Origin of the sequence: Staphylococcus equorum (assembly GCF_001747895.1) — a bacterium.
GTDB lineage: Bacteria > Bacillota > Bacilli > Staphylococcales > Staphylococcaceae > Staphylococcus > Staphylococcus equorum_A.
Genome location: NZ_LNNB01000019.1, coordinates 164,269 through 178,924 on the forward strand (window position 1 = coordinate 164,269; position 14,656 = coordinate 178,924).

General features: G+C 33.5%; 15 protein-coding genes. 10 read left to right on the top strand and 5 right to left on the bottom strand.

Annotated elements, in window-relative coordinates; translation table 11 throughout:
- The first annotated feature begins 90 nt into the window (after positions 1 to 90).
- Complete coding sequence (locus AST02_RS09400; protein WP_046465860.1) at positions 91 to 438, top strand: transcriptional regulator, SarA/Rot family; 348 nt, start codon at positions 91 to 93, stop codon at positions 436 to 438.
- 185 nt (positions 439 to 623) lie between these two features.
- Positions 624 to 1,703: a PTS sugar transporter subunit IIC gene (locus AST02_RS09405; protein ID WP_046465859.1), complete on the top strand. Its 1,080-nt coding sequence runs from the start codon at positions 624 to 626 to the stop codon at positions 1,701 to 1,703.
- 71 nt (positions 1,704 to 1,774) lie between these two features.
- Here AST02_RS09405 and AST02_RS09410 read toward each other — a convergent pair whose 3' ends face one another.
- The 4 genes from AST02_RS09410 to AST02_RS09425 are packed head-to-tail and all read right to left on the bottom strand — an operon-like array spanning position 1,775 to position 4,771.
- Complete coding sequence (locus tag AST02_RS09410) at positions 1,775 to 2,473, bottom strand: amino acid ABC transporter permease (RefSeq protein ID WP_069817622.1); 699 nt, start codon at positions 2,471 to 2,473, stop codon at positions 1,775 to 1,777.
- Positions 2,474 to 2,487: 14 nt separating this feature from the next.
- Positions 2,488 to 3,171, bottom strand: a complete 684-nt coding sequence (locus AST02_RS09415) for an amino acid ABC transporter permease (RefSeq protein WP_069817623.1) — start codon at positions 3,169 to 3,171, stop codon at positions 2,488 to 2,490.
- Positions 3,171 to 4,025, bottom strand: a complete 855-nt coding sequence (locus tag AST02_RS09420) for an amino acid ABC transporter substrate-binding protein (RefSeq protein WP_046465856.1) — start codon at positions 4,023 to 4,025, stop codon at positions 3,171 to 3,173. The genes AST02_RS09415 and AST02_RS09420 overlap by 1 nt, the downstream gene beginning before the upstream one ends.
- Positions 4,025 to 4,771, bottom strand: coding sequence for an amino acid ABC transporter ATP-binding protein (locus AST02_RS09425; RefSeq protein ID WP_046465855.1), 747 nt, complete (start codon positions 4,769 to 4,771; stop codon positions 4,025 to 4,027). Before AST02_RS09425 ends, AST02_RS09420 begins: the two co-directional genes overlap by 1 nt.
- A 143-nt stretch (positions 4,772 to 4,914) precedes the next feature.
- Here AST02_RS09425 and AST02_RS09430 point away from each other — a divergent pair, with 143 nt between their 5' ends.
- From AST02_RS09430 to AST02_RS09445, 4 genes are all read left to right on the top strand, one after another.
- Complete coding sequence (locus tag AST02_RS09430; RefSeq protein WP_046465854.1) at positions 4,915 to 6,072, top strand: acyl-CoA dehydrogenase family protein; 1,158 nt, start codon at positions 4,915 to 4,917, stop codon at positions 6,070 to 6,072.
- Positions 6,073 to 6,234: 162 nt separating this feature from the next.
- Entirely contained in the window at positions 6,235 to 7,137 is a 903-nt protein-coding gene (locus AST02_RS09435; RefSeq protein WP_046465853.1) for an ABC transporter substrate-binding protein, read from the top strand.
- Between the two features lie 168 nt (positions 7,138 to 7,305).
- Entirely contained in the window at positions 7,306 to 7,854 is a 549-nt protein-coding gene (locus tag AST02_RS09440) for a biotin transporter BioY (protein WP_046465852.1), read from the top strand.
- Between the two features lie 37 nt (positions 7,855 to 7,891).
- Entirely contained in the window at positions 7,892 to 8,638 is a 747-nt protein-coding gene (locus tag AST02_RS09445) for a GNAT family N-acetyltransferase (protein ID WP_046466038.1), read from the top strand.
- Positions 8,639 to 8,763: 125 nt separating this feature from the next.
- On the opposite strand, the gene fdhD is transcribed toward AST02_RS09445, so the two are convergent.
- Positions 8,764 to 9,570: a formate dehydrogenase accessory sulfurtransferase FdhD gene (gene fdhD / locus AST02_RS09450; RefSeq protein ID WP_046466037.1), complete on the bottom strand. Its 807-nt coding sequence runs from the start codon at positions 9,568 to 9,570 to the stop codon at positions 8,764 to 8,766.
- Between the two features lie 198 nt (positions 9,571 to 9,768).
- Between fdhD and AST02_RS09455 the strand changes: the two genes are divergently transcribed.
- The 4 genes from AST02_RS09455 to galT all read left to right on the top strand — a co-directional run bounded on the left by AST02_RS09455 (position 9,769) and on the right by galT (position 14,571).
- The gene (locus tag AST02_RS09455) at positions 9,769 to 10,782 is read left to right on the top strand and encodes a LacI family DNA-binding transcriptional regulator (protein WP_046465851.1); all 1,014 of its coding nucleotides are present in this window, start codon (positions 9,769 to 9,771) and stop codon (positions 10,780 to 10,782) included.
- Between the two features lie 97 nt (positions 10,783 to 10,879).
- Positions 10,880 to 12,040 (top strand): galactokinase, encoded by a 1,161-nt coding sequence (locus AST02_RS09460; protein ID WP_069817624.1) that lies wholly within the window; start codon positions 10,880 to 10,882, stop codon positions 12,038 to 12,040.
- Between the two features lie 35 nt (positions 12,041 to 12,075).
- Positions 12,076 to 13,077 carry a UDP-glucose 4-epimerase GalE gene (gene galE / locus AST02_RS09465; RefSeq protein WP_069817625.1) on the top strand — a complete coding sequence of 334 codons (1,002 nt, stop codon included), beginning with the start codon at positions 12,076 to 12,078 and terminating at the stop codon, positions 13,075 to 13,077.
- 3 nt (positions 13,078 to 13,080) lie between these two features.
- Positions 13,081 to 14,571, top strand: coding sequence for a UDP-glucose--hexose-1-phosphate uridylyltransferase (gene galT, locus AST02_RS09470; protein ID WP_069817626.1), 1,491 nt, complete (start codon positions 13,081 to 13,083; stop codon positions 14,569 to 14,571).
- The last annotated feature ends 85 nt before the right edge of the window (positions 14,572 to 14,656 follow it).

Here is a 14,656-nt window from a genome sequence, read left to right on the forward strand (position 1 = left end):
ATTTTTCATAGTTAAGCATATTGAATTAAAGGCGTTAAATAGGATAAAATTAAGTTATTAACATCAAGATATAACAAAAGGAGTGGTTTTGTGAATGAACAAAATTTCAAGTCACTAAATGAACTTATTGCAACTTATCAACAAGGTAGGAAATTTTTTAAAACAACGAAAAAGAACTATAAACTAAATTATGAAGAAGTACTGATATTAAATTATCTGTATAATTGTAAAGAAAATGACGTCACTGCAAAAGAAATTGCTCAATACTCAGAATTGAAACCCTACTATTTAACGAAGGCTTTGCAAAAGCTTATAAAAATGGATTTTTTAAATAAAAAAAGAAGCAATATAGATGAAAGAACTGTGGTAGTATATATAAATCAAGCACAACGTGATAAAATTAATGAACTTATAGAGAACTTACAGGAACAGTTTTAAAGTGTGAAAGCTTGATGATAATAAGGTTGTGCGTAAGTCTAAAAGATTTGAATATTCTGAATAATGTAATTTTATAATTATAGTTATATATTGTACAAAAATATGATTTGAGAACCAAATTAAATGTGCTATACTAATATTTGTCTAATGAAAGCGCATACAAAATGGTTTGGAAAGGTGTTTTTATGAATTTATTAATCGGGATCATATTTTTAGGGATTGTTTTAGCTTTGTTTACATTGTTCACGAGTAAAGCACCAAATGGAGGCAAGGCTATGGGGGCCCTTGCTAACGCAGCTATTGCTTCATTTCTAGTAGAGGCTTTTCACAAATATGTAGGCGGTGACTTGTTTGGTATTCCATTCTTAGGTGAGTTGGGTGATGCAGCTGGAGGACTTGGCGGTGTTGCAGCTGCAGGACTTGTAGCTTTAGCTATGGGGGTATCTCCAGTTTATGCATTTGTCATTGCTGTCTCATGTGGAAGCATGGATCTTTTACCTGGCTTTGTTGCAGCTTATATTGCGAGTTTCGGTATGAAATGGATGGAACAAAAATTACCAGATGGGCTTGATTTAATTGCTGCGATTATTGTCATCGCGCCTATTACACGTTTAATTGCTATTGGTACAACGCCTTTAGTAGATGCGACGTTATTACAAATTGGAAATATCATTAAAGAATCTACGACTTCAAGTCCTATTCTTATGGGCATTGTACTTGGTGGTATTATTACTGTTGTTGCTACTGCACCTTTAAGTTCAATGGCATTAACAGCATTATTAGGATTAACTGGTACGCCAATGGCTATCGGTGCTTTAGCAGTATTTGGTTCATCATTTATGAACTTTGTATTATTTAAGCGTATGAAATTTGGAGATCGTAAAACAACGATTTCAGTTGCAATAGAGCCTTTATCTCAAGCAGATATTGTGACAGCAAATCCAGTACCAGTATATTTAACCAATTTTGTAGGTGGTGCGCTCTCAGGTGTAATTATCTCTATGTTTGGTTTAGTAAATGAGGCGACAGGTACAGCTACACCAATTGCAGGGCTTATGGTTATGTTTGGATTTAATAATGCATTAACTGTAATAATTGTGGCACTCATGTGTGCATCAGGTAGTGCACTTTGTGGTTATATAGGCTCAGTTGTTTTTAAAAACTATCCTATAGTTACTAAAGATGAATTACAACATGGCACAATGCCGAAAAAGGTAAAACAATATTATAAACTTAAAGCGCAATGCATGGAAAGTTTAGCTTAAATATAATAAAGTATAAAAAACTGTTTCTGAAATAACATTTCAGAAACAGTTTTTTTGTTTGATATCGTTACCTAAGAAGCATTTGCGCTTAAGTAACGCGTCGTATTACGTTCCATTTTTGCAAAGATGAACTCTAATATTATTGCTAACAACCAATAAAATATAGCTGCTACTGTATATACAGGAATAAAACGATAACCTTCATTTGCAATAACACGACTGACTGCCATAATTTCAGTTACTTGAACAGCGAATGCTAGGGAAGTACCTTTGATTAACATAATGAATTGATTTTCTATGTTAGGCAATGCATAAGCAAAAGCTTGTGGTAATACAATTTCTTTATAAATGTTGAATTTTGATAGTCCGACTGTTTGGGCAGCTTCAATTTGATTTTGGTCTACGGATTGAAGACCGCCTTTAATTGATTCAGAAAGATACGCTACGGCATGAAAAGAAAAGACGATAAAGGCAATCGTTAAAGGTGAGAATATGTCAGGATTGATTGTCCAAGAGAACTGATCATTTAAAAAAAGTATAAATGAAGGTATTCCATAATATAGTATGAACAATTGAACGATTAATGGTGTACTTCTAAAAAATGAATTATACACGATTATAAGTTGAGATAAGACAGGCACACGTTTGATACGAATAATCGCAAATAACGTTCCGATAATAAGACCTACGAACATAGCTACAATGGAAATAATAATTGTATTCGGTACGCCTTTAAGTACTTCACTTATAGTATATAGAATGAATGACAAAATGATTTTCCTCCTTAAACGCTATATGGTTTTTGTGTTCGTTTATCAATTAAAGTAAAGGTACCTTGAATAATTAGAGCAATAATCCAATATATGATGGAAATTACGATATAAACCTCTAGCATGCCGAGTCCGTAATTATTTCCAATGATGAGTTTGACTTGTCCCATCATATCGATGATACCAATGGTGAAAGCCAACGAAGTATCTTTTACAAGTTCTATGATTTGAGTCGTTAAATTCGGTATGCTATTTCGTAAAGCTTGAGGTATAATAATATCTTTTAAAATTCTAGGATAAGATAAACCAATTGTTAATCCAGCTTCAATTTGACTATAATCTACGGATTGATAACCTGCTCTGATAATTTCAGAAAGATATGCACCTGTATGTAAAGTAAAGGCTAAGATAACAAAAAACAATCTACTGAAATGGTTAATATCTATATGAATAAGTAACAATAATTGTGGTAATGCAAAATATACTAAAAAGAGTTGTAATAATAACGGTGTACTCCGTATAAATGAAAGATAAACTCTTACAATAGGAGCAAGTACTTTTGTCTTTTTAATACGAATCATTGCTAAAATAAAACCAAGTATGATTGCGAAAAAGAGTGCAACAATTATCATCAATAAAGTTAAAGGTAATTGTTGCAACACTTGTCCAAACAAATCTAACCAATTGACTGACCCCATTAGTTTGTCACCTCCAATTTATCTTTTTGCTCATTGATTTCACTTAAGTCATCAAAGACATTAATATCAAAATATTTTTTTGAAAGTGATTGTAATTTGCCTTCATCTTTAAGTTCTTGGGTCGCGCGATCCACGTCATCGTGAAGTTTTTGGTGTTTTTTATTATAAACGATATGCAATGGTTCTTTCTTCACAATACCTCCTATTTTAACGTCGGCATTTATTTGTTCTTGAATTGCTTTATATGTGTTCCAATTTAAAAACATGGCATCACGACGTCCTTGGCTGACCATTTTTAAATTGTCACCATTTGAAGGTTCTTGTATTGTATTGATGTCGATTTTGGAACTATGGTCTTTATTAAACTGTGTGAGTATAGAATATAAACCACCACTTGGCGCCATAGGAGTAATTTTTTTACCAGGTAAATCTTGTAAACTATGTATGTCACTGTTGTCTTTGTTTACAACTAATAAAGGTAGCGCATAACTGTAAGGCTCATCTTGATAGAGAAACTGTTTTTCACGTTCTGGTGTTTTGAAAAACCAATTTATCCCCATGTCAAACTTGCCTGAACCAATCCCAACTAAATTCGATTCCTCTTCACCGACTTCATATTTAAAATCATATTGAGGTAATTTCTTTTCAATTAATTTCATATAATCCATATCTAAGCCGACAAACTCATTATCTTTATTAGTATATAAATAAGGTGGATTAACTTCAGCAGAAAGTGCTACTTTAACTTCTTTTTTCTGAGATTTACTATCGGAAGCATCATTATTACCACATGCTGTTAGTACGGAAACCATCATTAACATTAATAAAAATGTGAAACTTCTTTTTAATGTCATTAAATGTCACGCTCCGTTTCAACTCTGTTTAAAAAGCGATGGATTCTTTCAGATTTTGAATCTTCCAATACTTCTTGTGGCGTTCCACGATGGATGATTTGCCCATCATCAATAAATATAACTTGATCAGCAATTGCTTTTGCAAATTGTATTTCATGTGTAACGAGTACCATCGTCATACCTTCTTGAGCAATCGATCTAATCAGAGATAAGACGCTTTGAATTGATTCAGGGTCTAAAGCAGAAGTAGGTTCATCTAGTAAAAGAACTTTTGGATTGAGCGCAAGTGCACGAATAATACCTACACGTTGGCTTTGACCTCCAGATAGCTGAATAGGGTATTTATCTTTTTGATTTAATAAATTCACGCGCTCTAAATAAGATGTGGCAATATCATTAGCTTGTTTGGTATTGTAATTTTGACCATGTATTAAACCTAACGTGATATTTTCAAGTATTGTTTTGTTTTTAAATAAATTGTAATTTTGAAACACCATAGCTGATTTTTTACGTAATTTAGCAATATCTTTATTTGTATGATGTGCAGCATCAAAAATTTCATCCCCGATTTCAATGGTGCCAGATTTAGGAAGTGCGAGTGCATTTAACGTTCTAAGTAAGGTTGTTTTCCCAGAACCACTTGGTCCTATAATTGCAGTAACGGTGCCTTGTTCTTGTGCAAAGCCGACATCGTTAAGTATCGTGTTTTCGTTGTATTTATGTATAAGATTTTTAACTGTAATCATTCAATTTCCCCCAGTATGTCAATAAATACAAAGTATCATATTAATTCTTATCGGTAAAGTAGGATTTATTGCTGAAAAGCTTTCTTTCAATAATGGCGAGTGTTAAACTAAGTTTAAATAGGAGTAAAGTTAATGATGAGGTGATGAAAGTGAATTATTCCGCATTAATACATACGGATATTCAAGAAAAATGGATTGCAAAACTAGATACAGTTAAAACGCAATTTAAAGAGAAAGCGGAATATAATGATATCCATTCGCGTTTTCCTTATGAAAATATTGAATGGTTAGTAAAAGAAGGGTACACACTGCTTACTTTACCTAAAGCGTACGGTGGTGAAGGAGCAACTGTTGAAGATATGGTTATAATACAAAGCTATTTAGGATCTATTGATGGCGCGACTGCACTTTCTATAGGATGGCATTTAAGTGTAGTAGGCCAGTTATATGAACAACAAATGTGGGAACCCAATATGCTAGATCGCTTTGCTGAAGCAGTGAAAAATGGGGCATTAGTAAATCGAGCAGTTAGTGAAGCTGATACTGGTAGCCCAACACGTGGGGGAAGACCTGCGACAAACGCTGTTAAAGTAGATGATGGATTTGTTGTTAATGGAGTAAAAACGTTTACTTCAATGAGTAAAGGGCTGACCCATTTTGTTGTGAGTGCTTATTATGAAGATATCGATCAAGTTGGCTTTTTCTTAATCGAAAAAGATACACCTGGTGTAGAAATTGCAGATAACTGGAATATGGTAGGTATGCGTGCAACTGAAAGTCATGATTTATTATTAAATGATGTACATATCCCACAAGAAAACTTTGTTGAAATAAGAGGCGCGGGTGGTAAAAAACCGAATGGCTGGATTTTACATATACCAAGTGTGTATCTTGGTATTGCACAAGCAGCAAGAGATTATGCTGTTGATTTTGCGAAAAATTATAGCCCAAATAGTATTGAAGGCACAATCGGTGATATACCAACTGTGCAACAAAATATTGGAAAGATGGAAGCGCAATTATTATCTGCGCGCCATTTCTTGTGGAGCACAGCGGCTTTATATAATCAGGAGGTTTCAGGTAGCCAAATATGGAATGAAACCTCAGCAAGTAAAGTGTTAGTAATGAATCAAGGCTTAGAAGTTATAGATATTGCTATGCGTATTGTTGGTGCTAAAAGCCTTCAAATGGAAAGACCATTACAACGCTATTATAGAGATATGCGCGCAGGTTTACACAATCCGCCGATGGAAGATATGGCATATACGAATATTGCACATAGTGTATTAGATCATTTTTAAAAATATATAAATAAACAGTTAAAATACATTTAGACAAATTGTCTAAATGTATTTTTTTGTAATTTAAAAAATGTGAAGATACTTATGATTACTATTGTAAATTTACTTTAGTCATTATATAATCAATTGGTAGTGATAATCATTTTCAATGGAGGAAAATTTATGAAAAAATTATTGTTTCCGTTAATTGCTTTAGTGCTTATTTTAGCAGCATGTGGTAATAATTCGGACAGTGACTCAAAAGCTGAAACAAAGTCTTATAAATTAGATAGCGGGAAAAAGATAGATATACCAAAAAATCCAAAACGTATAGCAGTAGTTGCTCCTACATATGCTGGTGGAATTAAATATCTTGGTGGGAATATTGTTGCAGTAAATGAACAAGTCGATAGTAGTAGCCTCCTTAAAGATAAATTTAAAGATGTTGAAAAAGTTGGCGAGAATGATGTTGAGAAAGTAGCAAAAACGAAACCAGATCTAATCGTTGTATATTCTACTGACAAAAATATTAAAAAATATAAAAAAATTGCGCCGACAGTCGTATTTGATTATGGCAAACATAAATATTTAGACCAACAAAGAGAATTAGGTAAGTTACTTGGTAAAGAAGATGAAGTAAAAGAATGGGAAGACAAATGGAAAGCGCAAACTAAAAAAGACGGTAAAGAAATTAAAGATAAAATTGGTGAAGACGCAACAGTTTCAATTTTTGATGAATTCGAGAAAAAACTATATAGTTATGGACCAAACTGGGGTCGTGGCGGAGAAGTATTGTATCAAGCATTTGGACTTAAAATGCCTGAAAAATTAAATGATTTAGTTGAAAAAGAAGGCTGGGCTGAAGTGAAACAAGAAAAAATAGCAGATTATGCTGGCGATTATATTGTTTCGACAAGTAAAGGGAAATCAACACCTGCTTATGCCAAAACTAATCTATGGAATAACTTACCAGCAGTTCAAAATGACAATGTGCTTGAAGTGCAAGCTGAAACTTATTGGTATAATGACCCATATACTTTAGAATTTATGAGAAAAGATTTAAAAGATAAACTTTTAAATAACTAATATACACGAGTTAAATTAATAAGCATTATAATCAGCTTTAAAAAAGCGCAATTCAACGAATTAACACCGTTGAGTTGTGCTTTTTTTATTATATATAAGATATTGTAAACTTTTTATTTTTAACAGTTAACATTTATGGTATAATTTTTTTCATTAGGAGGATTGACTATGACGACAAAATATTTAGTATACACTGCTTTAATGACAGCAATTATTGGTGTATTAGGATTTGTGCCAGCGATTCCATTACCAATTATGCCAGTACCTATCGTTTTACAAAATATAGGTATTTTCTTAGCGGGAATTTTACTTGGACGTAAATACGGTGCGCTTAGTGTAATCGTATTATTATTACTTGTAGCAACTGGATTACCATTATTATCTGGCGGACGTGGCGGTATAGGTGTATTTGCAGGCCCCTCTACTGGCTTTTTAATCATGTATCCAGTAATTGCATATCTAATTGGTTTAGTAAGAGATTTGTATTTCAAAAAAATAAACTTTACTGTATTATTAGGTACAACAATTATCTTTGGTGTTATTTTATTAGATATTGTAGGTACAATTGTTATGGGGCTTATGACTAATTTACCGATTTCAAAATCAGTGACTTTATCCCTTGTCTTCATGCCTGCGGATTTAGTCAAAGCAGTTATTGCAAGTTTGATTGGTAATATTATGCTGAATCATAGTCGGTTTAAACAATTAATAAAATAAATATATAAGGGTAGGTGATTGAATCGTGGTGATTTCGATGAATGATATATTTCAACAAGGTGATGTTTATGTCGATGATACACTAAAGACAATCTATCTAACACCTGAAGAACCCTTAGTATATGACGTGAATAAATGGGATTATAAACAGATGCCTTCTATTATATCTTGGGAACAAGATATGAAAACTCAATTAGATATGCATAAAAAGCAAGCATCTCATCATTTAGCATTTACGTTTCCTGAGAATACACTTTTAGATCAACAATGGTTAGATAAACTTCAAACATATGAATTTGAACTAGGACTAATGGAACTTTATGCAATTGAGTCACAGAATATAAAAAAACATGAAAATGATCAAATTAAAGTCATGTTTGTTACTGAACAAACATTAGAAGATTATATTACAATTTATCGTCAATTTGCTGAACCCTTTGGCAAGGCGTACGCAGATGAAAGTATTGAAGTAATTCGCAATCAATTCAATAAAGATAGTAAATCTCGTGTAATCGCATATAAAGCAGATGTGCCTGTAGGGATTTTGGATTTAATCATTTCACAATGTACTGTGGAAATTGATGGCTTCGGTGTAGATGAAAGTTATCAGAAACAAGGTATTGGCAGTATGATGCAAACTTTTGTTGCGGAAATAGCTGATACGAAACCGATTATATTAATAGCTGACGGTGAAGACAGTGCTAAGGAAATGTATATCCGACAAGGTTACATATATATAAGTTACTGCTATCAGATTTTAAAAGAAAATGCTAAATACAGTTAATTCATATAATTATAGAAACTGAGACATGAATACTCACGCTCAAAATAAAAAGGGCTCATCCGTATCAAATGGATGAGTTCTTTTTATTTTTAAAAACTTATTTTTGCAAAGGTCTAGATTATAAATTAATCCTCGGACGATTCAACAGGTGTTATGCGTTCCGGATGACTGTAAATGTTGAAATTACCATCTCTAATAAATCCTATGGCAGTAATGTTTAAATCTTGAGCAAGTGTTACTGCCAATGTCGTCGGTGCAGATTTCGATAAGATGACACCAACACCGATTTTTGCAGCTTTGATTAATATTTCTGATGAAATACGACCGCTAAATATCAACACTTTATTACGTACAGGTATATGTCTTTGTATACAATAACCATACAATTTGTCTAATGCATTATGACGACCAATATCTTGACGATGCTCAAAGAAGGTATCTCCATCACTAATTGCAGCATTATGAAGACCACCAGTTTGTTTAAAAATTTTACTGGCGCTTTGCAAACGGGTCATCATATTGAGTACTTGAGTTGGATTTAACACAATTTTAGACATCGAAGTCTTTGCGACTGCCGCGTCATTTTGAAAATAAAACTCTCGACTTTTACCACAACAGGACGCAATCATGCGCTTTGTTGAATATTCGAAACGTTCACCGAGAGATTTGGTCAATTCAACATGAGCAAACCCTTTACTATCGTCTATTTGGATAGATTTTAGGTCACCATTTTTTAAAATAGCCCCTTCAGATGCTAGGAAACCTAAGACAAGCTCTTCTAAGTGGTTCGGGCTACAAATTATAGTCGCAAATTCTTCACCATTTACCATAATTGTTAATGGGAACTCAGTAACGTAATGATCTTTTGTTTCTACTAACTTACCGTTCTCAAACCGTACAATGGGTTGATTGGTCAATATATCTTCATGCATGAGTACACCCCGTTTCATATTCACTTCTCCATTCTAGCGCATTTTTCAATGTAAAAAAAAGATTCAGTTTATGAATAAAGCAAAGGATTTTTAATTTACCATTGTAATATTTATAACAATTTTTAAAATGGTCCAGATTGATTAAAAGGATATATACAAGTAAACTTATAGTAAACAATTAAAGAGGTGAATTTCGATATGGCAAGTATACGAGATATTGCACGCGAAGCAAAGGTAAGTCCTGGCACTGTTTCACGCGTATTAAATAATGATCCAACATTGTCAGTTTCAAAAGATACGAGAGAAAGGATTCATCGTGTTGCAAATGAACTACAATATCAAAAATCGGCTAGAAAAAACAAAAGCATTCAAATCATTACCTATGCATCTCGAGCTAAAGAAATGTCAGACCCTTATTATAGAGAGATACGCTTAGCAATAGAGGCTGAAGTTAAACGTTTGAATTTGTCTTTGAAGCGTACAATTAGAATCGATGGTAACGATAAAAATCTAGATTTATATAAAGTTGACAAGGCAGGGGCAATTATCGTAGTAGGTAATTTTTCTACGGAAGCATTGAACACACTACGTGATTATAATGAAAATATAGTTGTCATTAACAATCCTAATACACCAAAATCAATAGATGCTGTCTATTCAGATTTACACTATTCTATGACCAACTTATTGAACGAAATCAAGGCATTAGGCATGAAGCAAATTGCGTATATCGGTGGTAGTCATATGATTAGAGATTTAGCCGGTACGCCGTTTTCAAATCATACAGATGTTAGATATGAAGCGTATAGAGAATGGTGCTCTGAACATCAAATTAACGAAATAACTATGATTGACGGTTGGAAAAAAGAAAATGGTGAAGAAGCTGTAAAAACATTGTTAAATGCGCATCAGTTACCTGAAGTTTTTATAGCAGGAAACGACATGATTGCTATAGGTATATTACAACAAATTCAATATGAAAAAATAGCAATTCCAAAAGATGTTAAATTGATAAGTTTTAATGATTTAGAAGTCATACAATATGCTGTGCCTTCTATAAGTAGTGTGCACATACCAGTAGATGAATTTGGTAGAACTGCAGTGAGAATGGCAGAAGAGCGCATTAATAAAACGAGACATGTTGCCATCCATGTCGTGGTAGAAGCACAGCTTAAAGAGCGGAATACTTTTAAAACAAAAAGACAATCTTAATTGACAAAACATTTAGTAAACAAGTAAACTTTAATTATGTTTACTAAAGAGAATATCATTATAGATAAAGTGATTTATATAGAAGGAGTGGGTTATTATGTTACAAGCCATGCATGATAAGTTTGAAACTTTGTTTGGCGTTAAGGCTGAAGTCAGTGCTTTTGCTCCGGGACGCATTAATTTAATAGGAGAACATACGGATTACAACGGTGGGTATGTTTTTCCAGCTGCGATTGAGTTGGGTACATATGGACTAGCTACAAAGCGAGATGATAAACTTATTCAACTTTATTCAAATAATTTTGAAGATGTTGGTATGATTACATTTACATTAGATGAATTAGAATTCGAAGCGGCACATGATTGGGCAAATTATCCTAAAGGTGTAGTTAAATATTTAACAGAACAATTCTCTGACATAGACCATGGTTTCAACATTTTAGTAGAAGGAAATATTCCAAATGGAGCAAGTTTATCATCGTCAGCGTCTATTGAATTATTAACTGGTTGGCTCATTAAGCAGTTGTTTACTTTAGATTTAGAACGATTAGCACTTATAAAAATAGGACAGCGTGTTGAAAATAAATTCATTGGTGTCAATTCAGGTATTATGGATCAATTTATTATTGGTATGGGTAAAGCTGAACAAGCAATATTACTAGATACCGCAACTTTAGAATTTGATTATGTGCCTGCCAAATTTGGAGATTATTTCATATCAATTATGAATACAAACAAGCGACGTTCCCTTACAGAAAGTAAATATAATGAACGTAGAACACAATGTGAATCGGCATTAGCTTCGTTGCAACAAGCACTTGATATTGCATCACTAGGGGAGTTGTCATTAGAACAATTTGAACAGCATCAAGATCTTATTGAGGATGAAGTGAAGCGTCGTCGTGCAAGACACGCAGTTTCGGAGAACGAACGCACGAAAAAAGCACATAGAGCTTTAGCAGAAAATAACTTTAATCAATTTGGAAAGTTATTAAATGAATCTCACGCATCATTAAAAGAAGATTATGAAGTTACAGGGATAGAATTAGATACTTTAGCAGAAACAGCTCAGCAAGTTGATGGTGTATTGGGAGCTAGAATGACAGGTGCTGGTTTCGCAGGTTGCGCAATTGCTTTAGTGCATAAAGATAGTGTAAAACAATTGGAAAATGAAGTTTCTAAGCAATATATAGAGCACATAGGTTACGCTCCATCGTTTTATCATGTGGGTATAAGTGATGGCGTTAAATCGTTATAAGTTATTAATCAATGAGTAGAGAAAGGATTTTGTATATGTCTGTTTTAGTTTTAGGTGGCGCTGGTTATATAGGAAGTCATGCGGTAGATCAATTAATTGCAAGAGGATACAACGTTATTGTAGTAGATAATCTAGGTACAGGACATAGAGCAGCTGTGCATAGCGAAGCTACATTTTATGAAGGAGATATTCGAGACAAAGCCTTTTTAGATGATGTCTTTAATAAAGAAAGCATCGAAGGTGTGTTCCATTTTTGCGCCTATTCTTTAGTTGGTGAATCTGTAGAAAAACCGTTAGCCTATTTCAATAATAATGTGCATGGATTACAAGTGTTATTAGAAGTTATGTATGGCCATCAAGTAGAACATATTATTTTTTCTTCGACAGCTGCAGTTTATGGTGAGCCAGATTCAGTACCTATTACTGAGGAAGATTCTAAAACGCCTACAAGTCCATATGGTGAAAGTAAGTTAATGATGGAGAAAATGATGCACTGGAGTCATGAAGCATATGGCGTTAATTATGCAGCGCTACGTTATTTTAATGTTGCAGGTGCTAAAGAAAATGGTGCTATTGGTGAAGACCACCGTCCAGAGACACACCTTATACCAATTGTATTAGAAGTCGCACTTGGACAAAGAGAACACTTAACAATATTCGGTGATAATTATGATACAGAAGATGGGTCATGTATTCGCGATTATCTTCATGTCGTTGATTTAATAGATGCGCATATTTTAGCGTATCAACATTTACAAAACGGCGGAGCATCTGGTGCATTTAATTTAGGAAGTAGTCAAGGTTATTCGGTATTTGAAATTCTAGAAGCTGCAAGAACAGTAACAAATAAACCTATTAAAGCAGTGGTAGGTGAAAGAAGAGCAGGCGATCCAAGTAAATTAATCGCATCAAGTGATAAGGCGCAACAAGTGCTTGGCTGGAAACCGCAACACGATAACATTAACGATATTATTAATTCAGCGTGGCAATGGCATCATCAACATCCAAATGGATATCAAGAAAATGTGGAGGGTTAATGCATGTTATTAAATCAACAATTAGTACAACAATTTGTATCACAAGCAATTTCGTATGGTGATTATGAAGAAGAAGATAGCATTTATATTCAAAACCAACTATTGCGTAATTTAAATGCAAAAGGTATTGATGATTCAGCAGTCTCTGAATTAAATAAAGATGCAACAGCAAATGAAATTACACAATATTGGATTCGCCAAGCTGTTAGTGAAAATTGTATTGAAGATGCATTATATAGTAAAGAAATTGTTGAAGCTCAAATTCTAGACTTAATTACACCACGCCCATCGGTAATTAACAGCAAGTTTAACGAGGCATATAAACAGTCACCAGAAGCGGCTACAGATTATTTTTATGACATAGCTAAACGTAATCACTATGTTAAAGAAGATGCAATTGCGAATAATATTAATTATGATGTTGCTACTGAATACGGAGATATTGAAGTCACGATCAATCTATCAAAACCTGAAAAAGATGCACAGCAAATTGCAAAAGCTAAAGAAGCACCAGCTACCGCTTATCCGAAATGTGCATTATGCATAGAAAATGAAGGTTTTAAAGGATCAGTGCTACAAGCTGCAAGAACAAATCACCGTGTGATTCGCTTGAATTTAAATGGTGCGCAGTGGGGCTTCCAATTTTCGCCATATGCCTATTTTGCTGAACATAGTATTGTTTTATCTGAACAACATGTCCCTATGGAAATCAATAAAAATACTTTCATTAACTTGTTAGATTTTATAGATCAATTTCCTCATTATTTCATTGGGTCAAACGCAGATATACCACTTGTGGGTGGATCAATTTTATCGCATAATCATTATCAAACTGGAAGACATGTATTTCCAATGGATAACGCTGCTGAAATAAATCAATTTACTATTGCTAATTATCCATCAGTTCAAGCTAGCACTTTAAATTGGCCAATGAGTGTGATTCGTTTGAAAGGTGACAATAGAGCGCAATTGATTGAAGCGGCTACTTATGTCATGACGCAATGGAATCAATATTCGGATGATAGTGTAGATATTAAAGCATTTAGTAGTGATGGTGAACGTCATCATACGATTACGCCAATCGCAAGATATAGACAACAACAATATGAATTAGACATTGTCCTACGAGACAATCAAACTTCAGAACAATTCCCTGACGGCATCTTCCATCCACATAAAGACGTGCAACATATCAAGAAAGAAAATATAGGTCTAATTGAAGTAATGGGGACTGCTATATTACCAGGACGACTAAAACAAGAATTACAACAAGTTAAAGATTATTTATTAGATAAAACTCAAATAGATTTAGGAATACATCAACAATGGGCTGAAGAAATGAAACAATCATATGATATTAATGTAAATAATGTCGATGAAGTTGTAGATAAAGAAGTAGGATTTAAATTTAAACGTGTATTAGAAGATGCTGGCGTATTTAAAAATACAGAACAAGGTCATCACGCATTTAAACGCTTTATTGAACAACTATAAAACAGCACATCATAATTATAAAAAACATACGCTTACAAAAGGCCAAAGTACTATCATTTAGGTCTTTTGTTTTTTTATGAATAAG

Coding starts and splice junctions, on each gene's coding strand:
- AST02_RS09405 (WP_046465859.1), top strand. CDS start 624: ATGAATTTATTAATCGGGATCATATTTTTAGGGATTGTTTTAGCTTTG.
- AST02_RS09415 (WP_069817623.1), bottom strand. CDS start 3,171: ATGGGGTCAGTCAATTGGTTAGATTTGTTTGGACAAGTGTTGCAACAA.
- AST02_RS09420 (WP_046465856.1), bottom strand. CDS start 4,025: ATGACATTAAAAAGAAGTTTCACATTTTTATTAATGTTAATGATGGTT.
- AST02_RS09425 (WP_046465855.1), bottom strand. CDS start 4,771: ATGATTACAGTTAAAAATCTTATACATAAATACAACGAAAACACGATA.
- AST02_RS09430 (WP_046465854.1), top strand. CDS start 4,915: ATGAAAGTGAATTATTCCGCATTAATACATACGGATATTCAAGAAAAA.
- AST02_RS09435 (WP_046465853.1), top strand. CDS start 6,235: ATGAAAAAATTATTGTTTCCGTTAATTGCTTTAGTGCTTATTTTAGCA.
- AST02_RS09440 (WP_046465852.1), top strand. CDS start 7,306: ATGACGACAAAATATTTAGTATACACTGCTTTAATGACAGCAATTATT.
- AST02_RS09445 (WP_046466038.1), top strand. CDS start 7,892: ATGAATGATATATTTCAACAAGGTGATGTTTATGTCGATGATACACTA.
- fdhD (WP_046466037.1), bottom strand. CDS start 9,570: ATGCATGAAGATATATTGACCAATCAACCCATTGTACGGTTTGAGAAC.
- AST02_RS09455 (WP_046465851.1), top strand. CDS start 9,769: ATGGCAAGTATACGAGATATTGCACGCGAAGCAAAGGTAAGTCCTGGC.
- AST02_RS09460 (WP_069817624.1), top strand. CDS start 10,880: ATGTTACAAGCCATGCATGATAAGTTTGAAACTTTGTTTGGCGTTAAG.
- galE (WP_069817625.1), top strand. CDS start 12,076: ATGTCTGTTTTAGTTTTAGGTGGCGCTGGTTATATAGGAAGTCATGCG.
- galT (WP_069817626.1), top strand. CDS start 13,081: ATGTTATTAAATCAACAATTAGTACAACAATTTGTATCACAAGCAATT.